This is a genomic window from Nonomuraea sp. NPDC050643, from assembly GCF_040654715.1.
Classification (GTDB): domain Bacteria; phylum Actinomycetota; class Actinomycetes; order Streptosporangiales; family Streptosporangiaceae; genus Nonomuraea.
The window spans coordinates 171181-192063 of the sequence record NZ_JBFAIM010000019.1; the positions used below are offsets into that span (position 1 = coordinate 171181).

22 protein-coding genes are annotated in these 20883 nt (G+C 72.8%); 14 read left to right on the forward strand and 8 right to left on the reverse strand.

The features are described 5' to 3' along the window. Positions 1-18: 18 nt before the first annotated feature. Positions 19-630 (forward strand): SAM-dependent methyltransferase, encoded by a 612-nt coding sequence (locus AB0I15_RS26560; RefSeq protein WP_358100804.1) that lies wholly within the window; start codon positions 19-21, stop codon positions 628-630. On the opposite strand, the gene AB0I15_RS26565 is transcribed toward AB0I15_RS26560, so the two are convergent. After that, on the reverse strand, positions 623-1483 hold the full coding sequence (locus AB0I15_RS26565; protein WP_358100806.1) for a hypothetical protein: 861 nt from the start codon (positions 1481-1483) through the stop codon (positions 623-625). The two genes, AB0I15_RS26560 and AB0I15_RS26565, sit on opposite strands and share 8 nt — an antisense overlap. A 108-nt stretch (positions 1484-1591) precedes the next feature. Between AB0I15_RS26565 and AB0I15_RS26570 the strand changes: the two genes are divergently transcribed. Genes AB0I15_RS26570 through ptsP form a run of 8 tightly spaced genes read left to right on the forward strand, consistent with a single transcriptional unit; the run spans position 1592 to position 8190 of the window. Continuing rightward, complete coding sequence (locus AB0I15_RS26570) at positions 1592-2353, forward strand: DeoR/GlpR family DNA-binding transcription regulator (protein ID WP_358100809.1); 762 nt, start codon at positions 1592-1594, stop codon at positions 2351-2353. Further along, a complete protein-coding gene (pfkB, locus tag AB0I15_RS26575) occupies positions 2350-3315 on the forward strand; it encodes a 1-phosphofructokinase (RefSeq protein ID WP_358100812.1) in 966 nt (321 codons plus the stop codon). Before AB0I15_RS26570 ends, pfkB begins: the two co-directional genes overlap by 4 nt. A gap of 32 nt (positions 3316-3347) precedes the next feature. Beyond that, on the forward strand, positions 3348-4454 hold the full coding sequence (locus AB0I15_RS26580; RefSeq protein ID WP_358100814.1) for a PTS mannitol transporter subunit IICB: 1107 nt from the start codon (positions 3348-3350) through the stop codon (positions 4452-4454). A 3-nt stretch (positions 4455-4457) separates the two neighbouring features. After that, positions 4458-4766, forward strand: coding sequence for a PTS lactose transporter subunit IIB (locus AB0I15_RS26585; protein WP_358100817.1), 309 nt, complete (start codon positions 4458-4460; stop codon positions 4764-4766). Then, complete coding sequence (locus tag AB0I15_RS26590) at positions 4759-5184, forward strand: PTS sugar transporter subunit IIA (RefSeq protein ID WP_358100820.1); 426 nt, start codon at positions 4759-4761, stop codon at positions 5182-5184. The genes AB0I15_RS26585 and AB0I15_RS26590 overlap by 8 nt, the downstream gene beginning before the upstream one ends. Then, positions 5181-6185 (forward strand): zinc-dependent dehydrogenase, encoded by a 1005-nt coding sequence (locus AB0I15_RS26595; RefSeq protein WP_358100823.1) that lies wholly within the window; start codon positions 5181-5183, stop codon positions 6183-6185. Before AB0I15_RS26590 ends, AB0I15_RS26595 begins: the two co-directional genes overlap by 4 nt. A gap of 12 nt (positions 6186-6197) precedes the next feature. Continuing rightward, positions 6198-6479: an HPr family phosphocarrier protein gene (locus AB0I15_RS26600; protein WP_358100826.1), complete on the forward strand. Its 282-nt coding sequence runs from the start codon at positions 6198-6200 to the stop codon at positions 6477-6479. Continuing rightward, complete coding sequence (ptsP, locus tag AB0I15_RS26605; protein ID WP_358100829.1) at positions 6472-8190, forward strand: phosphoenolpyruvate--protein phosphotransferase; 1719 nt, start codon at positions 6472-6474, stop codon at positions 8188-8190. The genes AB0I15_RS26600 and ptsP overlap by 8 nt, the downstream gene beginning before the upstream one ends. Before the next feature lie 71 nt (positions 8191-8261). Here ptsP and AB0I15_RS26610 read toward each other — a convergent pair whose 3' ends face one another. The 3 genes from AB0I15_RS26610 to AB0I15_RS26620 form a co-directional block, all read right to left on the reverse strand. Next, entirely contained in the window at positions 8262-10814 is a 2553-nt protein-coding gene (locus AB0I15_RS26610; RefSeq protein ID WP_358100832.1) for an ATP-dependent Clp protease ATP-binding subunit, read from the reverse strand. A gap of 99 nt (positions 10815-10913) precedes the next feature. Further along, positions 10914-11948, reverse strand: coding sequence for an aldo/keto reductase (locus AB0I15_RS26615; protein ID WP_358100833.1), 1035 nt, complete (start codon positions 11946-11948; stop codon positions 10914-10916). Positions 11949-11952: 4 nt separating this feature from the next. After that, complete coding sequence (locus tag AB0I15_RS26620; protein WP_358100836.1) at positions 11953-12594, reverse strand: SDR family oxidoreductase; 642 nt, start codon at positions 12592-12594, stop codon at positions 11953-11955. A 23-nt stretch (positions 12595-12617) separates the two neighbouring features. On the opposite strand from AB0I15_RS26620, the gene AB0I15_RS26625 reads away from it, so the two are divergent. Then, positions 12618-13310 carry an HAD family hydrolase gene (locus tag AB0I15_RS26625; protein WP_358100839.1) on the forward strand — a complete coding sequence of 231 codons (693 nt, stop codon included), beginning with the start codon at positions 12618-12620 and terminating at the stop codon, positions 13308-13310. 63 nt (positions 13311-13373) lie between these two features. After that, positions 13374-14798 (forward strand): NADP-dependent phosphogluconate dehydrogenase, encoded by a 1425-nt coding sequence (gndA, locus tag AB0I15_RS26630; RefSeq protein WP_358100842.1) that lies wholly within the window; start codon positions 13374-13376, stop codon positions 14796-14798. Positions 14799-14812: 14 nt separating this feature from the next. Here the strand turns inward: gndA and AB0I15_RS26635 are convergent, their stop codons facing one another. After that, positions 14813-15586: a thioesterase family protein gene (locus AB0I15_RS26635; protein WP_358100844.1), complete on the reverse strand. Its 774-nt coding sequence runs from the start codon at positions 15584-15586 to the stop codon at positions 14813-14815. A gap of 4 nt (positions 15587-15590) precedes the next feature. Beyond that, positions 15591-16535 (reverse strand): YafY family protein, encoded by a 945-nt coding sequence (locus AB0I15_RS26640; RefSeq protein ID WP_358100848.1) that lies wholly within the window; start codon positions 16533-16535, stop codon positions 15591-15593. Between the two features lie 51 nt (positions 16536-16586). On the opposite strand from AB0I15_RS26640, the gene AB0I15_RS26645 reads away from it, so the two are divergent. Beyond that, positions 16587-17675: an epoxide hydrolase family protein gene (locus tag AB0I15_RS26645; protein WP_358100851.1), complete on the forward strand. Its 1089-nt coding sequence runs from the start codon at positions 16587-16589 to the stop codon at positions 17673-17675. On the opposite strand, the gene AB0I15_RS26650 is transcribed toward AB0I15_RS26645, so the two are convergent. Next, entirely contained in the window at positions 17662-18012 is a 351-nt protein-coding gene (locus tag AB0I15_RS26650; protein WP_358100854.1) for a VOC family protein, read from the reverse strand. The genes AB0I15_RS26645 and AB0I15_RS26650 overlap by 14 nt on opposite strands. 300 nt (positions 18013-18312) lie before the next feature. Between AB0I15_RS26650 and AB0I15_RS26655 the strand changes: the two genes are divergently transcribed. Together AB0I15_RS26655 and AB0I15_RS26660 are read left to right on the forward strand one after the other, a co-directional pair. After that, on the forward strand, positions 18313-19245 hold the full coding sequence (locus AB0I15_RS26655) for an AraC family transcriptional regulator (protein WP_358100857.1): 933 nt from the start codon (positions 18313-18315) through the stop codon (positions 19243-19245). A gap of 136 nt (positions 19246-19381) precedes the next feature. After that, complete coding sequence (locus tag AB0I15_RS26660) at positions 19382-19810, forward strand: type II toxin-antitoxin system PemK/MazF family toxin (RefSeq protein ID WP_358100860.1); 429 nt, start codon at positions 19382-19384, stop codon at positions 19808-19810. Here AB0I15_RS26660 and AB0I15_RS26665 read toward each other — a convergent pair. Continuing rightward, positions 19779-20822: a hypothetical protein gene (locus AB0I15_RS26665; protein WP_358100863.1), complete on the reverse strand. Its 1044-nt coding sequence runs from the start codon at positions 20820-20822 to the stop codon at positions 19779-19781. The two genes, AB0I15_RS26660 and AB0I15_RS26665, sit on opposite strands and share 32 nt — an antisense overlap. Positions 20823-20883 lie beyond the last annotated feature (61 nt).

Genomic DNA, 20883 nt, shown 5'->3' on the forward strand with positions numbered 1-20883 from the left:
CTACAAGTATCAATGATCATGACGAAGCGCGATTGGGTTGCCTGGCATGATTATTACGATCTGCCGGGCTCGTCCCTGAAACAGCGGCTGGAGACCGTGCGGAAGTGGGTCGGGACGGCGCTCGACGAGGGGGCCTCACAGGTCGTGAGCCTGTGCGCCGGGCAGGGCCGCGATCTGCTGCCCGTGCTGGCCGGGCATCCCCGGCGGGGGCAGGTGCGGGCGCGGCTGGTCGAGCTCGACGAGCGCAACGCCGGCGCCGCCAGGCGGATGGCCCCCGAGGGGGCCGAAGTGGTGTGCGGGGACGCGGCGCTGCTGGAGTCGTACGCGGGGGCGGTGCCCGCGGACCTGGTCATGGTCTGCGGGGTGTTCGGGAACATCACCACCGACGACGTCCTGCGTACGGTCCGCACGCTGCCGCAGCTCTGCGCCCCCGGCGCGATGGTGATCTGGACCAGGGGCCGCGACGAGCCCGATCTGGTGCCGGTGATCTGCGAGTGGTTCGAGGGCGGCGGCTTCGAGCGCGTGAGCGTCGAGGGCGCCGGCACGGGCTTCGGCGTCGGCGTGCACCGCTACACCGGCCCGCCCGTGCCGCTGGAGCCGGGCGGGCGGATGTTCACGTTCGTCAGCTAGTGACGCTCCGGTAGAGGTCTTTGGTCAGGGTGGTGGTGCGCCGGACCGAGGAGCTCCACGTGCCGCCCGTGGGGTGCGCGGTCAGCACGGCCATGACGTAGCGGTCGCCCTTGCCGGCCAGGCCGGTCGAGTGCAGCACCGGCCGGCCGTAGTCGGGCACGCCCGAGCCGGCGGCCCGCTGCGCGACCCACGAGATGGGCGCCCCGACGGCCCTGGCCTCGCCGTTGCACCTGACGGGCGGCGTGGTGCCGAAGCCCGACCAGCCCTGCTTGACCGCCCAGGGCCTGGGCACCGCGTCGGGGATGCCGAAGGTCTGGTCGAAGCCGTCGGTCCCGCACGGCGTGGATTTGCGCAGGTGGCCCAGGATCGTGTCCCGGACCCGGGCGTCGGCCCTGTCGAGCAGGTAGCGGTAGGTGCGCACGATGTCGTAGGCGCTCAGTGAGGTGTAGCCCCAGAAGCCGGGCCTGGAGGCGGGCGGCGGCGTGGTGTCGGACAGGCCGAGCTTGCGCGCCGTCCTGACGATGATCTGCCCCTTGCCCTGGCGGTCCCAGAACGTCGAGGCCGCGTCGTCGTCGCTGGAGCGCAGCATGACCTTCAGCAGATTGGCGTCGGCCGGCGGCACGCCCTTGCGCCGCTCCAGGTAGTCGATCGCGATGAGGATCTTGACGACGGAGGCCGAGCGATATTTCCGGTGCGCGTTCTTCACCGCCACGAACTTGCCGGCCTGCCGGTCGAACACCACCCAGGCCGCGGTCGTCCCGGCGGGCACGCGGGGCGGTTTGCCCGCCTCCGCCGCGTGGGCGGGCGCGGAGAGCGCGGCGACGAGGAGGGGCACGGCGGCCAGGGGCTTCATTCGCACCCGCCTATAACTACCAGATTCCGCCCGCTCACTCTTGACCTGCCAACTAAAACGGGTATAAACACAGATGAAACCAACCCGAAACGGCGGTGAATCAACATCATGTACGCCGAGGAACGGCAGCAGGAGATCCTGCGCAGGGCGCGGGCCTCGGGCCGCGTCGACGTGGTGACGCTGGCCGCCGAGCTCGACGTGACCACCGAGACGATCCGCCGCGACCTGACGTCGCTGGAGCGGGCGGGCGTGCTGCGCCGCGTCCACGGGGGCGCGATCCCCGTGGAGCGGCTGGGGTTCGAGCCCGCGCTGGCCGCCCGCGACGAGGTCATGACGGCCGAGAAGGAGCGCATCGCCAAGGCCGCGCTCGCCGAGCTGCCCGAAGACGGGTCCGTGATCATCGACGCCGGCACCACGACCGGCCGCCTGGTGCAGGTGCTGCCCGCCGACCGGGAGCTGACCGTCGTGGTGAACTCCCCGCCGCTGGCCACCGCCCTGGCCGCGCGCGCCAACCTGCACGTGATCATGCTGGGCGGGCGGCTGCGCGGCAAGACGCTGGCCACGGTGGACGACTGGGCGCTGCGCCCGCTGGCCTACCTCAACGTGGACGTGGCGTTCATGGCGACCAACGGCTGCTCGCTGGGCCGGGGGCTGACGACGCCCGACCCGGCCGAGGCGGCGATCAAGCGGGCCATGGTCAAGGCCGCGCAGCGCAGTGTGCTGCTGGCCGACCACACGAAGTTCGGCAACACGTACCTGGCCACGTTCGCCGAGCTGAGCGAGATCGACGTGGTGATCACCGACACCGGGCTGGACGTGACCGTGGCCGCCGACCTGGCGGCGACCGGGCCGGAGGTGATCAGGGCGTGATCCTCACCCTGACGCTCAATCCCAGCCTCGACCGCACGATCGCGATCGCGGCACTGGAGCGGGGCGCGGTCATCCGCGCCGCCGCCGCCCACCTCGACCCCGGCGGCAAGGGGGTGAACGTCTCGCGCGCGCTGCTGGCCAACGACGTGGCGAGCCGGGCGGTGGTGCCGTACGGCGGGGACGAGGGACGGCAGCTCGTCCGCCTGCTCGCCGCCGAGGGGCTGGACATGGTCACCGTCCCGGTGGCCGGCCCGACCCGGTCGAACGTCACGCTGGCCGAGCCCGACGGCACCATCACCAAGATCAACGAACCGGGCACCGCCCTGTCGCCCGCGGAGCTCGACGAGATCGCCGACGCCGTGCTGGCCGCCGCGCATCAGGCCGACTGGGTGGTCGCCTCGGGCAGCCTGCCGCCCGAGGTGCCCGCCGACGTCTACGCCCGGCTCTGCCGCCGCTTCGCCGGGGCGGGCATCCACGTGGCCGTCGACACCAGCGGCCCCGCGCTCGCCTGCGCGCTCGGCGCCGCGCCCGCCCTGGTCAAACCCAATCTCGAGGAGCTGTCCGCGGCCACCGGCATGCCGATCCGCCGTCTGGGCGACGTGGTCGAGGCCGCCGGCAAGCTGCGGGCCGCGGGCGCCCGCGCGGTGCTGGCCAGCCTGGGCGCCGACGGCGCCGTCCTCGTCGAGGAGGGCGGCGTCTGGTACGGCGAGGCCCCCGTCACCGAGCCGCGCAGCCCCGTGGGCGCCGGCGACGCCATGCTGGCCGGTTTCCTGGCCGCGGGCGGGCGCGGCCCCGGCTCGCTGGCGCGGGCGCTGGCCTGGGGCGCCGCGGCCGTGGGACTGCCCGGCAGCCGCATGCCCGGCCCCGCCGACATCGCCCAGGACCACGTCACCGTCCACCCGCCCGACCCCGACCGCCCCCTCTCCGCTCCCCTTCCGGAGATCCCCCTCCCCCACGGCTGATCAACTGCTCATCCCCCCGAAGGAGCACGTCCATGGCCGACACCTACACTCCCCCGGTCACCGGAACCGGGGTCAAGGCCACCATCCAGCGCATCGGCGGCTATCTGGCCGGCATGATCATGCCGAACATCGGCGCGTTCATCGCCTGGGGCCTGATCACCGCGCTCTTCATCCCGACCGGCTGGCTGCCCAACGAGACGCTCGCGAAGATGGTCGACCCGATCATCAGCTACCTGCTGCCCATCCTCATCGCCTATACCGGCGGCCGGATGGTGCACGGGCAGCGCGGGGCGGTCGTCGGCGCGGTGGCGGTGATGGGCGTCGTGGTGGGCACGGAAGATCCGATGTTCCTGGGCGCCATGGTCATCGGCCCGCTCACCGCTTTGATCCTGAAATATGTGGACAAGTTCACGGAGCAGCGGACCAAGGCCGGGTTCGAGATGCTGGTGGACAACTTCTCCGCCGGCATCGTGGGCGGCGCGATGGCCGTGGTCGGCATGTTCGGCGTCGGCCCCATCGTCCAGGCGATCACCACGGCCGCGAGCAACGCGGTGAACTGGCTGATCCTCCACAACCTGCTCCCCGCCGCGTCCGTGCTGATCGAACCGGCCAAGGTGCTGTTCCTCAACAACGCCATCAACCACGGCGTCCTCAGCCCGCTGGCCGTCAAGGAGGCCGCCGAGACGGGCAAGTCGATCCTGTTCATGCTGGAGTCGAACCCGGGGCCGGGGCTGGGGCTGCTGCTGGCGTACCTGCTGTTCGGGCCGCGCGCGCTGCGGCCGAGCACGCCCGCCGCGATGATCATCCACTTCTTCGGCGGCATCCACGAGATCTACTTCCCGTACGTGCTCATGAAGCCCCGCCTCATCCTGGCCGTCATCGCGGGCGGCGCGGCCGGCGTGTTCACCTTCATGATCACCGGGGCGGGGCTGGTCGCCACGCCGTCGCCCGGCAGCATCTTCGCCTACCTCGCGGTCACCCCGAGAGGCGGCTGGCTCGCCTCCAGCCTCGGGATCCTCGTGGCCACGGGCGTGACGTTCGCGGTGGCCGCCGTCCTGCTCGGCTTCGGCAGGGGCGAGAAGGCCGACCCCGCCGAGGAACCCTCCGAGTCCGCCGAAACCGCTACCAAGGAAGGCTGAGCCATGGCCGGCATCGACAGCAAGGACATCCACAAGATCATCGTAGCCTGCGACGCGGGCATGGGCAGCAGCGTGATGCTCGCCTCCCAGCTCAAGAAGCAGCTCAAGGAGACCGGCGTCACCGTGGAGCACACCCCGGTCAACTCCATCCCCGACGACGCCGACGTGGTGGTGTGCCACGCGGGCCTGGCCGCCCGGGCCAGGGCGTCCGCTCCGGGGAAGGTGCTGGTGTCGTTCCAGATCTTCCTCGGCGACCCGGCGGTGACCCGGCTGGTGAACACGATCAAGAACGGCGGCACGGTCGATGCGTGACGACCTGCTCGACCCGCGGGCCGTGCTGCTGCACGAGAGCGCCCCCGACCGGGACGCCGCGATTCGGCGCTGCGGGCGGGTACTGGTCGAGGTGGGGGCGGTCGCGGAGCCGTACGTGGAGGCGATGATCGAGCGCGAGCGAACCATCTCCACCTACGTCGGGGAGGGGGTGGCCATCCCGCACGGGACGGCCGCCTCCAAGGAGGACGTCAAGCGCGACGCGATCTGCGTCGTGCGCTTCCCCGGCGGCGTGGACTGGGACGGCGAGCCGGTCACGCTGTGCGTCGGCATCGCGGCCAAGGACGACGGGCACGTGCCGCTGCTGGCGGCGCTGGCCGAGATCCTGCTCGACCCCGACCGCGCCAGGACGCTGCGCGAGGCCACGGAGGTCTCGCAGGTGATGAAGGAGCTGACATGAAGGTCGCCAGATTCCACGCCCCGGGCGACATCAGGATCGAGGACGCGCCCGAGCCGGTCGCCGGGCCGGGCGAGCTGAAGATCCGGGTACGGAACTGCTCGACGTGCGGCACCGACGCCAAGATCTTCAAGTTCGGGCACCACCACATCGTGCCGCCGCGCGTGATGGGCCACGAGATCGCCGGCGAGGTCGTGGACACGGGCGCGCGGGTGCAGGTGATCGCCGCGATCCCGTGCGGGACGTGCGCCGAGTGCCGCCGTGGCCGCCAGACCGTGTGCCCGAACCAGGAGTCGATGGGCTACCACTACGACGGCGGCTTCGCCGAGTACATGATCGTCCCCGCCAAGGTCCTGGCCGTGAACGGCGTCAACGCCGTCCCCGACGGCGTCGGCTTCGCCGAGGCGTCGGTGGCCGAGCCCCTCGCGTGCGTGCTCAACGGCCAGTCGCTGGCGGGCGTCGGCGCCGGGGACGACGTGGTCGTGATGGGCGCGGGCCCGATCGGCTGCCTGCACGTACGGCTCGCGCGGGCCCGCGGGGCGGCCCGGGTGTTCCTGGTGGACGTCAACGCCGAGCGGCTGGCGATGGCGGCCGAGCTGGTCCGCCCCGACGCCGCCATCGACGCCGACCCGGTCGAGCAGGTGCTCAAGCTGACCGGCGGCCGGGGCGCCGACGTGGTGATCACGGCGGCGGCGTCGGGCGCGGCGCAGGAGCAGGCGGTACGGATGGCGGCCCGGCAGGGCCGCGTCAGCTTCTTCGGCGGCCTGCCGAAGGACGACCCGGTCATCGCGCTCGACGCGAACCTGGTGCACTACCGGGAGCTGACCATCGTCGGCGCGAACGGCTCCAGCCCCGCGCACAACGCGCAGGCGCTGAACCTGGTGGCCGAGGGGGCCGTGGTGGTCTCGGACCTGATCACCCACCGGCTGCCGCTGCCCCGGGTGCTGGACGGGATCGACCTGGTCAGCCGGGGCGCCGCCATCAAGGTCACCATCGAACCCTGAAGGAGGATCGTTATGGCCCAGCGAACGGTGGCCGTGGCCTCGGCCAGCGGCCTGCACGCCCGTCCCGCCAAGCTGTTCGTGCAGGCGGCGGTGAAGGTGGGGGTGCCGGTGACGATCCGGCTCGGGGAGAAGTCCGTACCGGCCAGGAGCATGCTGGGAGTGCTGTCGCTGGGGGCGGTGCGCGGCACGGAGGTGACGCTCGAGGCGGACGGGCCGGGGGCGGAGGAGGCCCTCGACACCCTCGCCACGCTGCTGTCCCGCGACCTGGACGCGGAAGAGGCCCTCGATGCGTGACGACAGCGCCCGCGGTCCGGTGGCGGGCGTCCCCGTTCCCCCGCCCGGTGGTTCCCGTCCTGCCGGCGGCCCCTGGACGGGGGCCGCCGGGCGGCTCGCCGGCCTGGGGGTCAGCCAGGGGCGGGCGGCGGGGCCGGTGATGCGGATGGCCGGGCCGCCCGCGCTGCCCGCGCCGCGCGCCGTCACCGACCCCCAGGCGGAGGCGGCCGTCGTCGCCAAGGCCCTGGAGGCGGTCACCGCCGACCTCAACCGCCGCGCCACCGCCGCCCGGCACGAGGCCGCCGCCCGGCAGGAGAGCGCCGCTCAGAGTGAGGCGGCCGAGATTCTCGAGGCGCTGGCCATGATGGCCGACGATCCGATGCTCCTGGAGGAGGCCGAGCGGCTGGCCAGGGACGGCGCGGACGCCGCCCACGCCCTCGACGCCGCCTTCGCCGGCCACCGCGACGCCCTCGCGGCCCTCGGCGGCTACCTGGCCGAGCGGGCGGCCGACCTCGACGACCTCAAGCACCGGGCGATCGCGTACGCCCTCGACCTGCCCATGCCCGGCCTGCCCGCCCCCGGCCACCCGTACGTGCTGGTCGCCGCCGACCTCTCCCCCGCCGACACCGCGGGCCTCGGCCCCGACGTCCTGGCGCTCGTCACCGAGCGGGGCGGCCCCACCAGCCACACCGCGATCCTGGCCCGCGCCAGGGGCCTGCCCGCCGTGGTGGCCTGCGCGGGCGCCCTGGACCTGGCCGACGGCACGGTGATCGGCGTGGACGGCGGCACCGGCGAGCTCGCGATCGGCCTCACCGAGACGCAGGCGGCCGAGGTCGGGCACGCCGACCGGACCCGCAGGGCCAGGCTGGCGGCCAGCGAGGGGCCGGGCCGGACCGCCGACGGCCACCCGGTCAAGCTGCTGCACAACATCGGCTCGGCCAAGGACCTGGCCCCGGGGGCCGAGGGCGTGGGCCTGTTCCGCACGGAGTTCCTGTTCCTGGACCGCAAGCAGGCGCCGTCGTTCGAGGAGCAGGTCGGCGCGTACGCCGAGGTGTTCGGCCAGGCGGAGCACGTGATCGTGCGCACGCTCGACGCCGGAACCGACAAGCCGCTGCCCTTCCTCGATCTGCCCGACGAGCAGAACCCGGCCCTGGGCGTCCGCGGCCTGCGCGTGGACCGGCTCCTGCCCGAGGTCCTGGACACCCAGCTCGACGCGATCGCCGAGGCGGCCCGCCGGACGGGCGCCGCCCCGTGGGTGATGGCGCCCATGGTCACCACCATGACCGAGGCCACCGGCTTCGCCCGCCGCGCCAGGGCGAAGGGCATCGCCACGGTCGGGGTGATGGTCGAGGTCCCGGCCGCCGCGCTGCGCGCGGGCCTGCTGCTGCAGGAGGTGGGCTTCCTCAGCATCGGCACCAACGACCTGGCCCAGTACACCTTCGCCGCCGACCGTCAGCACTCCGCCCTGGCCGACCTCCTCGACCCGCGCCAGCCGGCGCTGCTGGAGCTGATCGCGATGTGCGCGCGTGCGGGCCGGGAGGCGGGCAAGCCGGTCGGGGTGTGCGGGGAGGCGGCGGGCGACCCGCTGATCGCACCCCTGCTGGTGGGCCTGGGCGTGACGAGCCTGTCCATGGCCCCGGTGTGCGTGCCGCTCGTCCGCGAGGCGCTGGCCGGGCTCAGCCTGGACGAGTGCCGGGAACGCGCCGGCGCCGCCCTGGGCCGGGTTCTCTGAGCCCGCCGGCCGGCCGGGCGGGCGCGCGGAGCGGCGCGCGCGAGGTGCGCCGCCGGACCGCGCCCCGCCCGTCAGCCGACCGGCTCCGGGTTGTGGGCCTTGAGGGCGAGCCCGTCGTCCTCGACGTCCACCAGCACCCTGCCGCCCTCCGCCGCCTCGCCGGTCAGCAGCATCGTGGCCAGCCGGTTGTCCAGCTCCCGCTGCACCGTACGGCGCAGCGGGCGGGCGCCGAACTCCGGCTGGTAGCCGCGCCGCGCCAGCCAGTCCTTGGCCGCGTCCGTGACCTCCAGCTCCACGCCCTGGCCGCGCAGGCGCTGACGGGTGCGCTCGAGCATCAGGTCCACGATCTGACGGAGCTGCTCGGCCTCCAGCCGCTTGAAGATGATCGTCTCGTCGATCCGGTTGAGCAGCTCCGGCCGCAGCGAGTGCCGCAGCAGGTTCATGAGCTGGTCCTCCAGCTCCTTCGAGTCGCCGCTGGACTCCAGGATCAGGTCGGCGCCGATGTTGCTGGTCATGATGACGATCGTGTTCGTGAAGTCCACCGTGCGGCCCTGGCCGTCGGTGAGGCGGCCGTCGTCGAGCATCTGCAGCAGGATGTTCATGACGTCGGGGTGGGCCTTCTCGATCTCGTCCAGGAGCACCACGCCGTGCGGGCGGCGGCGTACGGCCTCGGTGAGCTGGCCGGCCTCCTCGTACCCGACGTATCCGGGCGGCGCGCCGATGAGGCGCGAGACCGTGTGCCGCTCCTGGAACTCGCTCATGTCGATGCGCACCATGTGGTCCTCGCCCCCGAACAGGGCGGCGGCCAGGGACCGGGCGAGCTCCGTCTTGCCGACGCCCGTCGGCCCGAGGAACAGGAAGCTGCCGATCGGCCGGTTCGGGTCCTTCAGGCCCGCCCGGCCCCTGCGTACGGCCTCCGCGATGGCGGTGACGGCCTCGTCCTGGCCGATCACGCGCTCGTGCAGGTGCTGCTCGAGGCGCATGAGCCGCTCGCGCTCCTGCTGGGTGAGCTGGGTGACCGGGATGCCGGTACGACGGGAGACGACCTCGGCGATGTCGTCCACCATCACCTCGGGCACGGCCTCCGTGCTCTGCCGGGCGCGGTCGAGCTCCGGCCTGACCTTGTCGATCTGGGTGGACAGCTCCTTGGCCCGGTCGAAGTCGTCCGAGGAGACGGCCTGGTCCTTGTCGCGGCGGAGCTGCCGCAGCCGCTCCTCCAGCTCCCGCACGTCGCTGCCGGGCGTGCGTGAGCGCAGCCGGACGCGGGCGGCGGCCTGGTCCATGAGGTCGATGGCCTTGTCCGGCAGGAAGCGGTCGGGGATGTAGCGGTCGGACAGGTTCGCCGCCGCGTCGATCGCCTCGTCGGTGATGCGGACCTGGTGGTGGGCCTCGTACACGTCGCGCAGCCCGCGCAGGATCTCGATCGTCTCCTCCACCGACGGCTCGGGGACCAGGATCGGCTGGAAGCGGCGCTCCAGCGCGGCGTCCTTCTCGATGTTCTTGCGGTATTCGTCGATGGTCGTGGCGCCGATGACGTGCAGCTCGCCGCGCGACAGGGCGGGCTTGAGGATGTTGGCCGCGTCCATGCCGCCCTCCGCCGAGCCCGCGCCGACCAGCGTGTGCAGCTCGTCGATGAACAGGACGATCTCGTCGGCGTGCTCGCGCACCTCGTCGATGACCTTCTTGATGCGCTCCTCGAACTCGCCCCGGTACTTCGTCCCGGCCACCATCCCGGTCAGGTCGAGGGCGACGGCGCGCCGGTCCTTGAGGGTGTCGGGCACGCTGCCGTTGACGATGCGCTGGGCGATGCCCTCGACGATCGCGGTCTTGCCGACGCCGGGCTCGCCGATCAGGCACGGGTTGTTCTTGGTGCGGCGCGAGAGCACCTCGATGGCCTGCTCGATCTCGTCCTCGCGGCCGACGACCGGGTCGATCCGGCCCTGCCTGGCCTCCTCGGTGATGTCGCGGCCGTACTCGTCCAGCGTGGGCGTGCCGGACTGACGGTGACCGTTCCCCGACCGGCCCGCCCCCATCCCCGGGCCCATTCCCTGGCCCATTCCCTGGCCCATCCCCGGGCCTGCCCCGGACATGATGGCCTGCTGCAGGTCCTCGATCGTCACGCCCTGCTCCTGGAGCAGGCGCGCGGCGCTGGACTCGGGATTGGCGGCGAGCGCGAGAAGCAGGTGCTCGGGCCCGATGTACGACGACTGCAGCGCCCGCGAGACCCGCTGGGCGTCCAGGACGGCGCGCTTGGCCGACGGCGAGAGCGTCGTGGGCGGCTGCGCGGCGTGGCCCGTACCCCCGAGCGCGTGGATGCGGTCGCGCAGCCGCCCGACGTCCACGCCGGCCGAGCGCAGCATGGCGCTGGTGGCGTCGTACTCGGTGAGCGCGTCGAGCAGGTCGAGCACGTCGAGATCGGCGGCGCCGCGCTGCCCGGCCGCCTCCAGGGCCCTGCTCAGGACCTCCCGCGCCGGCTCGCTGAGCATGCGGCCCACGTCCACGCGCTGGACGCCGGGCCGGGACGGCGGCCAGCCCTCCATGCCGCCGAACATCCGGCCCGTGAGCTCCTCGAACCCTCGGAACGGGTCTCCCCCGAAAAACGATCTGAACGGCATGTCCGACATCGAAAGTCCCCCTTTTGCGCCCAGGGGACACTTAGCCGGACCTGCCGCCAGACATAGCCAGGACCAGGTAAAAAACGGTGGAAAGGACGAGGTAGGGGGTTATGGACGGCGGCGCAGGCTCGCGTCGCCCAGTTCGGGCGGTTCCCAGCCGGCGTCGGCGGGGTTGAGCGTGACGCCGGGCGGGATGATCTCGTCGATCCGGTCCAGCACGTCGTCGCTCAGCCGTACGCCGCCGGCGGTGAGCTGGCTCTCCAGGTGCTCCATCGTGCGCGGCCCGATGATGGCCGAGGTCACGGCGGGGTGCCTGAGGGTGAAGGCCAGTGACAGCTCGATCAGCGTGAGGCCGGCCTCCTCGGCCAGCAGAGCGAGCCGTTCGACGGCCTCCAGCTTGCGCTGGTTGACCTCGAGCCCCATGTCGTAGCGCTGCGGCAGCCTGGCCGAGCGGCGGGTCTCGGGCTGCTCCCTGCCCTTGCGGTAGCGGCCGGTGAGCCAGCCGCCGGCCAGCGGGCTCCAGACGATGACGCCCATGCCGTACCTCTCGGCCACCGGCAGCACGCCGGCCTCGGCGCCGCGTACCAGCGGCGAGTACGGCGGCTGCTCGCACACGAACCGCTCCAGCGCGCGCCGCTCCGACGCCCACTGGGCCTCGACCACCTGGTGCGCGGGGAAGGTGGAGCTGCCGATGTAGCGGACCTTGCCCTGCCGGACGAGGTCGGTCAGGGCCCCGAGGGTCTCCTCGATGTCGGTGGCCGGGTCGGGACGGTGGATCTGGTAGAGGTCGATCCAGTCGGTGCCGAGGCGCCGCAGGCTGTTCTCGACGGCCTGGAAGATCCAGTGGCGGGAGTTGCCCCGCTGGTTGGGGCCCTCCCCCATGACGCCGTGACACTTGGTGGCCAGGATCACGTCGTCGCGCTTGCCGGATTTGGCCAGGGCCTGGCCGACGAACTCCTCCGACTGGCCCTGGCTGTAGACGTCGGCGGTGTCGATGAAGTTGACGCCCGCGTCGAGCGCCCGGTCGATGATCCGGGCCGACTCCTCAGGGTCGGATTCGCCCCACCAGCCGAACATCATCGCGCCCAGGCAGAGGGGGCTGACCTTGAGACCGGTACGTCCGAGTACGCGATATTCAGTCATTTCTTCACTCTGAGGCAATCAGCTTCGCGACGGGCGTGTCACCGGAGACGAGTTCGAGTGTCCTGCCGACGGAGCCGGGGTCGCCGAGCAGCGCGACGACGACGGCGGCCACGTCGTCGCGCGGCACCGGTCCGGGCGGCACCTCGGGGGCGAGCCTGACCAGGCCGGTGCCGGGATCGTCGGTGAGGCGGCCGGGCCGCAGGATCGTCCAGGCGAGGTCGCGGGCGCGCAGGTCCTGCTCGGCCGCGGTCTTGGCGGTGATGTAGGCGGCCCACACCTCGTCGCGTCCCGGCGCGGGCGGCTTGCCGGCGCCCATCGAGGAGATCTGGATGAAGCGCCTGACGCCCGCCCGCTCGGCCGCGTCGGCGAGCAGCACGGACGCGCCCCTGTCCACGCTGTCCTTGCGCGGCGCGCCGCTGCCCGGCCCCGCGCCGGCCGCGAACACCACGGCGTCGGCGCCCTCGAGGATCGCCGCGACGTCCTCGACGCTCGACCGTTCCAGGTCGCACACGACGGCCTCGGCCCCGGTGGCCGCCACGTCGGCGACGTGGTCCGGATTGCGGACCAGGCCGACCGCGCCGGAGGTGAGCCGGGCGGCGAGCCGCAGCGCGATCTTCCCGTGGCCACCCGCGATGATGATCCTCATGGTCGTCATGGTGTCATGGACCCATGCACCAATTCCCGCAGGCGCCGGCGCCCGCTTTCCTGTTCGACCTGGACGGCACCTTGATCGACAGTGTCTACCAGCACGTGGTGGCGTGGCGGCAGGCGCTGAGCGGGATGGGCATCGACCTGTCGGTGTGGCGGATCCACCGGCGCATCGGCATGAGCGGCGGGCTGTTCGTCAGCGCGCTGCTGCGCGAGACGGGGCTGAAGCTGAGCCGGGAGCAGATCGACGAGCTGCAGAGCACGCACGCGGAGGCGTACGAGCAGCAGGTCGGCTCGGTCAGGCCGCTGCCGGGCGCGCCGGAGCTGCTGGCCGAGCTGAGCGCGCGGCGGGTGCCCTGGGCGATCTGCACGAGCGGCTACTCCCGTACGGCCCGCCTGGCCCTGGGCATGCTGGGGCTGCCGGAGGACACGCCGCTGGTCACGCGTGACATGGTGCGACGGGCCAAGCCCGACCCCGACCTGTTCCTGGCCGGTGCGGCATTGGTCCGCGTCGACCCGGCGCATGCCATGGTGGTGGGCGACAGCGTCTGGGACCTGCTCGCCGCCCGCCGGGCCGGCGCGCTGGGCGTCGGGCTGTTGTCCGGAGGGTATGGCCGGGAGGAGCTCGAACGCGCCGGAGCCTTCAGGGTGTACGCCGACCCGGAGGACATGCTGGTCAGGCTCGACGAGCTGGGCGTACGACTCGACGACTGAAGGCGGAATATCCCGCCGAACCACCGGGCTGGATCATGCGTATCCCCCACAGAGGAGCTTTGAATGGACTTGGCAGACATCGGCGTCACCGGCCTGGCGACCATGGGGCGCAACCTGGCTCGCAACCTGGCCAGGCACGGATACGCGGTGGCGGTGCACAACCGCTCGCACAGCCGTACCCAGCAACTGGTCAAGGAGTTCGGCACGGAGGGCACGTTCGTGCCGTCCGAGGACCTCGCCGGATTCGTGGCCTCGCTGAAGCGGCCCCGGCGGGCGATCATCATGGTGAAGGCCGGCGCGGGCACCGACGAGGTGATCAACGCGCTCGCCGACCTGATGGAGCCGGGCGACATGATCGTCGACGGCGGCAACGCCCATTTCGACGACACCCGGCGCCGTGAGGCGGCGTTGCGGGAGCGGGGCCTGCACTTCGTCGGCACCGGCATCTCCGGCGGCGAGGAGGGCGCCCTCAACGGCCCCAGCATCATGCCGGGCGGGTCGAAGGAGTCGTGGGAGGCGCTCGGCCCGATCCTGCAGGACATCTCGGCCAAGGTCGACGGCGTGCCGTGTTCGGTGCACGTCGGCCCCGACGGCGCCGGGCACTTCGTGAAGATGGTGCACAACGGCATCGAATACTCGGACATGCAGCTCATCGCGGAGTCCTATGACCTGCTGCGCCAGGCCCTGGGGGCGACACCGGCCGAGCTGGCCGAGGTGTTCAGGGAGTGGAACCGCGGCGAGCTCGACTCCTACCTGATCGAGATCACCGCCGAGGTGCTCGACCAGGTCGACGCCGAAACGGGCCGGCCGTTCGTGGACGTCGTCGTGGACCAGGCCGAGCAGAAGGGCACCGGCCGCTGGACCGTGCAGAGCGCCCTCGACCTGGGCGTGCCCGTGACGGGCATCGCGGAGGCGACGTTCGCGCGGGCGCTGTCGGGGCACCCGGAGCAGCGGGCCGCGGCGGCGTCGCTGCAGGGGCCGGCGCTGTCCGGGGTGGGCGGACGCGAGCTGGTCGAGGACGTACGCCACGCGCTCTACGCCTCCAAGATCGTCGCCTACGCGCAGGGCTTCGACCAGATGGCCGCGGCCTCGAAGGAGTACGGCTGGGACCTCGACCTGGGGGCGATGGCCACGATCTGGCGCGGCGGGTGCATCATCAGGGCCAAGTTCCTCGACCGGATCAGGGCGGCGTACGACGCCGACCGCACGCTTCCGACGCTGCTGGCCGACCCGACGTTCGCGGCCGCGCTCGACGCCGCGCAGGAGTCGTGGCGGCGCGTGGTCACCACGGCCGTGCAGATCGGCGTGCCCACGCCGGGCTTCTCCTCGGCCCTGGCCTACTATGACGGGCTGCGCCGGGACCGCCTTCCGGCGGCGCTGGTGCAGGGACTGCGCGACTACTTCGGCGCGCACACCTACCGGCGGGTGGACAAGGAGGGCACCTACCACACCGACTGGTCAGGCGACCGCGCGGAGCACCCGGCGTAGCCCTCGCCGACCCGTCAGCGGCCGCCCAGCGCCACGGCGTTGGCCACGGCCGTCACCACGCAGAAGCCGAGCGGCCCGGCGGTGTCGTGCATGGTCACCTGACCTGTCGCGACACCGCCGGCGCCGACGTGCCCGGTGCCCTCGACACCGATGAGCTCGCCCTCGAGCGGCCGGGCCAGCGTCATCGTGTAGTCGGCGTTGATGAAGCGCAGGCCGTCGGGCTGGGCGTTGCTGAGCGGGCTGGCGAAGTCCGCGGCCAGCGCCAGGCGGACGATCGGCGTCAGCGGCTCGTCGTCCACCAGCGGATATCGCTCCCGCATCCACACCCGCGCGGGCCCCGGCTCGCCCCAGGGGGTCAGCCGCCACAGGTCGAATGGCGGCGTCCAGCCCGTGCCCGTCACCGGCGGCCCGTCGGGCGCCGGCTCGTCCCAGGCGGGGGTGACGATCGCGCGCTCCCCCTCGGGGTGCTCGCCCTCGCGCAGCAGCACGGCGCCGGCGCGGCCGATCACGCCCTGGGCGGTGGAGATCGTCGCGTCGGCCACCCGGATCCTGCGGCCGTCCCTGATCAGGACGGTCTCCACCGTGACCGGCAGCAGCGGGCTGTTGCGGAACAGGTCGACGGTCAGCCGGGCGAAGCGCAGGCCGGGCTCGGCGTGGTGCTCCTCGATGGCGCGGGCGGCCAGCCCGCCGAGCAGGCGCCCGTGCAGCATGTCGGGGGACCAGGGTCCGCGGGCGTGCGGGGCGGGGACGAGTTCGTCCTTTTCACGGGTGAAGAACGCTGACGACACAGAATCAGATTCTAGTGGACAGCAGGCGGCGGCCGAGCGCGCGCAGATGCTCCTTCAGCTCGGCCGGTTCGAGCACCTCGAAGTCGACGTCGAGGAAGGCCACCACCACGGCCATGAGGTGCGGGTCGTCGCCGCGCAGGGTGAGCCGGCAGGTGTGCTCGTCCACCGGCTCGACGGTGCCCGAGGTCCGGCCGGAGACCGCCGCGGCGGGGGCGTGGAGGAGGAAGCGGGCCTCGTACGGCCACATCTGGTGAGCCAGGCGGTGCTGGACCCAGGCGGCGACGTCGGGCTCGGGCGGTTCGCGCGGGGCGAAGCGGGGGCCGTTGGGGGCGCGCAGGGCCATGCGGTCGGCGCGGTAGGTGCGCCAGTCGCGGCGGTCGGCGTCCCAGCCGACGAGATACCAGCGGTGGCCCTGGGTGACGAGGCTGTGCGGCTCGGCCCTCCTGAGCGTGACCTCGCCCCGGTGGTCGGTGTAGTCGAAACGGAGCTGCTCGCGGTCGCGGCAGGCGGCGGCGACGCGGCCGAGCACGTCGGCGTCCACGGTGGGGCCCTCGCGGTCGATCCGCACGGTGTGCGTCTGCAGCGTGTTGACGCGGTGGCGCAGGCGGGCGGGCAGGAGCCGTTCGAGCTTGGCCAGGGCGCGCAGCGAGGTCTCCTCGATGCCGGTGACGGTGCCGTTCGCGGCGGTACGCAGCCCGACCGCGACCGCCACGGCCTCGTCGTCGTCGAGCAGCAGCGGCGGCAGCTCGGCGCCCGCGCCCAGGCGGTAGCCGCCGGACACGCCGGGTGTGGAGCGCACGGGGTAGCCGAGGCTGCGCAGCCGTCCGACGTCGCGGCGCACGGTCCTCGGGGCCACGCCGAGCCGCTCGGCCAGCTCGGCGCTCGGCCAGTCGCGCCTGGCCTGAAGCAGGGAGAGCAGGCGCAGCAATCTCGCGGAGGTGTCCAGCACAACCGCCATTGTGGCCCGAACCTGGCCGCGATGGTGCCTAGCGTGGCGGGCATGGACGCATTCGTCATCGACATCACCCAGGACCGGCTCGACGACCTGCGCGAACGACTGGAGCGGACCCGCTGGCCGGACGCGCTCGACGGGGTCGGCTGGTCGTACGGGGTGCCGCCGGAGGCGGTGCGGGAGCTGGTGGCGTACTGGCTGGAGGGGTACTCCTGGCGGGCGCACGAGGCGCGGCTGAACGCGCTGCCGCAGTACACGACCGTCATCGACGGGCAGCGGGTGCACTTCGCGCACGTACGCTCGGCGCGGGCCGGCGCCCTGCCGCTGCTGCTCACGCACGGCTGGCCCAGCTCGTTCGCGGACTTCTCGTACGTGGCCGGCCCGCTCAGCCGCGACTTCCACCTCGTCATCCCGTCGATCCCCGGCTTCGCCTTCTCCGGCCCCACCCGCGAGCCCGGCTGGGGCGTGCGCCGGATCGCCGCCGCCTGGGCCGAGCTGATGAGCAGGCTCGGCTACGACCGCTTCGGCGTCCAGGGCGGCGACTTCGGCTCGCTGATCTCCGCCGCGGTGGGCCGCGCGGCCCCCGGCCGGGTGACGGGGGTGCACCTGAACGCCTCTGTCACCGCCTTCCCCACCGACGACCTGTCGGGCCTGACGGAGGAGGAGCGGGCGCGGGCCGGCGGGGTGGAGGCGTGGCAGGAGGTCTCCGGGTACGCCGTCATCCAGGGCACCAGGCCGCAGACCCTCGCCTACGGCCTGGTGGACTCCCCGGTGGGGCAGCTCGCCTGGAACCTGGACGCGTTCGCCTCCTGGGGCCAGGACCTCCGGCCGGGCGGCGGGCTCTCCCCCGACGACATCCTGACCAACGTCGCCCTCTACTGGTTCACCGGCACCGCGGGCTCGGCCGGCCGCCTGTACAAGGAGAGCGCTCCCGACTGGGCGCCTCCCGCCGAGCCGGACAGGACGCCGACCGGGATCGCGCTCTTCCCCGGCGACTCGACCGTGCGGCGGTACGCCGAGCAGGTCCACCACGTGGTGCACTGGTCGGAGTTCGCCACCGGCGGCCACTACGCCGCCCTCCAGGCCCCGGAGCTGCTGGCGGGCGACATCCGGGCCTTCTTCGCTAGCCTCGCATGAGGCAGAACGGGTGACCTTCCGGGTCGATGAGCACGGTCCAGTCGTCACCACCCGGCTGGAGGTCCGGCACGGTGGCGCCGAGCCCGGCCAGCTCCTTCAGGGCGGCCTCGACGTCGGGGACGGTGAACTCGAGGTGCGCGTGCTTGCCGTCGTCCGGCCAGCCCGGGCCCTGGTAGCCGTCGATCCGCTGGAAGGAGAGCGGGACGGGGCCGCCCTCGAGGGTACGGAATTCGGCGTCGTCGCCGGTGACCCGCCAGCCGGTCGCCTTGGCGTAGAAGGCCGCCAGGGCGGCGGGGTCGGCGCAGTCGATGACCATGGAGGAAAGCGTCGCTGTCATGCCTCACAGCCTGCCGCCGGCGGGCCCGCGGGTCTTGAACATCCTTGCGCACTCCACCACAGGCGGACTTCGCCGCAGCGCGATTCGAGGCAGCGGGAAAGGTCGCGGCCGGATTCGGCTCGACGGGAGGGCCTGCCAGGATTCGTCGCGGCCGGGATTCGCCTCGACCGGGATCGGCCTGGCCGGGATTCGTCGCGACCGGGATCGGGCCTGGCCGGGAATCGCCGCGGCCGCGAATCGCCGTTGCCCGGTTTGTCGTACCCCCGGGTTTTGTCGGAGCCGGGGCGTAGCGTGCCGTGGGTGCGTTCCTCCGTATGTCTCGCCGCCGGGCCCGGGTTCAGCCTCGACGCCGTGACCTGCCTCGACGACCATCGCGGCTGGTCATCGGCGGAGCTGAGCCCGCGCCACCGGGTGGTGCTGGTGCGGCGCGGCACGTTCCGGCGGATGGCCGACGGGCGGCGGGCGGTCGCCGACCCGACGATGGCCTACCTGGGCGTGCCGGGCGAGGAGGAGCGGTTCGCGCATCCGGCGGGCGGCGACGTGTGCACGTCGCTGTCCCTGTCGCCGGGGCTGTGGCGCACGCTCGCCGGCGACGGCTTGCGGCCGTCCCGCTCGACGCTCTACGTGGACGCCCGGTTCGACCTGGCGCACCGGCGTGTCCTGCGGGCCGCGCGGGGCGGTGACCCGGCGTTCGAGCTGACCGAGTCCCTGCTCCCCCTCCTCGCGCTCACCCTCGCCCAGACCACCTCGGCACCGGCCCCCTCCCAGCCCTCCCATCCCGTCCGGACCGCCCGGCCCCCCACCATCACCGGCGTCCCCGCATCCACCGCCGGGGCCGCCACATCCACGCCCGGGGCCACCACTGCCGCCACCAGGACCGTCACCAAAGGCAACGCTGCGGCCACCGCCAGCGCCGTCACCGACGCCGCCCGTGAGGCCATCTCCGCCGACCATCCCGCCGCCACCGGCCTGATCTCCCTGGCGGCGCTGCTCCGCGTCTCCCCCTACCAGCTCAGCCGCGCCTTCACCCGGGAGCTCGGTGTCTCCTTGACCCACTACCGCAACCGGGTGCGCGTCGGCCGGGCGCTCGACCGGCTGGAGCAGGGCGAGCCGAGCCTGGCCACGCTCGCCGCCGACCTGGGCTTCGCCGACCAGGCCCACCTGACGCGCACGATCCGCCGCCACGCCGGCCACACCCCGTCGTCCCTGCGCCGCCTGCTCGGCCCCGGATGAACCAGCACACGTAAGCCAGCGGGCGAACCGACACCGGGGCGAACCGCCATGGGCTGGATCTCCGACGGCCGGATCTTCACCAGACGGGATCTCCTTCGGCTGGATTTCCACCGGCCCGCCGCCATAGGCTCCCCCAATGCGCGATCTAGGTGATGACCCCCGCCCGGCCCGGGGCGCGGTACGCGAGATCCACCGCCTCGACGGCCCCGCCACCCTGGCCTACTCCCCCGACCTCGACGGCCTGGCCGACCCGGGCGAGATCGTCTGGGCGTGGGTGCCGTACGAGGAGGACCCGGAGCGGGGCAAGGACCGCCCCCTGCTGGTGGTGGGCCGCACCGGCCGCAGGCTGCTGGGCATGATGCTGTCCAGCCGGGGCGACGACGGGCCCGACTGGCTGGAGGTGGGGGCGTGGGGGCGCGACGGCCGGGTGTCCTACCTGCGCCTGGACCGGGTCTTCGTGCTGGACGAGGACGACATCCGGCGCGAGGGGGCGGTGCTCGACGGCGACCGTTTCGCCCGGGTGGCGGCCCGGCTCATGAAGACGCACGGCTGGGGGGTGGACTGACCTTCCCCCGGCGGATCCCGGCGGCGGCACGCAGGCCGAGCCAGAGCAGCAGGGCGAGGACGCCGACCAGGACGTACTCGATCGCCGGGATCCTGATCGCCTCCCCGGCCGCGCCGGCGAGGTCGCCGCGCAGGCCGTACACCACCATGGCGCCCGCCACGTAACAGCCGGCCAGCACCCAGCGCGTCGCCGCCGACAGCCCCAGCCCGTGCATCTGCGTGATCACGAAGACCCCGAGGAAGCCGAACAGGAACATCGGCCACGCCCCGTCGGGGCCGGAGGTCATGACGGCGACCAGGGTGCCGTGCACGGCGACCATCGCCTCCAGCGTGAACGTCCACCAGCGGTTCGTGTGCGCCCGGGTGAGGAACAGCGAGCCCTGCAGGAGCAGCAGGAACATGTAGAAGAAGCCGATCAGGTGGCCGCTGGTGGCCTCCATCGGGTGGTACCAGAACGTGTAGACCGCCGCCCAGCTGAACAGGTAGCCGTGGTAGCGGCGGGCGAAGTCCACGACGGCCCTGCCGAAGGGCACCGGTTTTCCGAGGAACAGCCCGCGCCGCCGGTTCTCCATCAGCAGGACGACGACCAGCAGCAGGATCACCGAGCCCTGCGAGCTGAAGATCGACACGTCCTGGGCGAGCCCGTCGTAGAACAGGTGGGTCTGCAGGGTGTGCAGGGCGATGAACGCGGTGTTCACGACCAGGGCGGCGACGTTCACCGGGTGCAGGCCGGTGGTGTAGCGGCGGACCCTGGTCTGGGCGTAGTAGATCAGCCCCCAGAAGGCGACCTGGTGGGCCGCGTATCCCGTCCAGGCCGACAGCCGGGTCCAGACGGTGGGGTCGGGCAGCTTCCAGTAGTACCAGGAGGCGCCCTGGTCGGGTAGCAGGGTGATGCCGTGCAGCCGCTGGCCCAGCAGCCAGACGAGTGCCGTCATGACGGCGCTGGCCGCCACGCCGAGGACGAGGGCGCGGCCCGCGCTCATGCTCCTCAGCGACGTCTCGCGCCATGCCATGGGTGTGCTCCGTTCAAGGTATTTCCATCGTGGAATGTTTTGATTATGGAATGATGAGGCG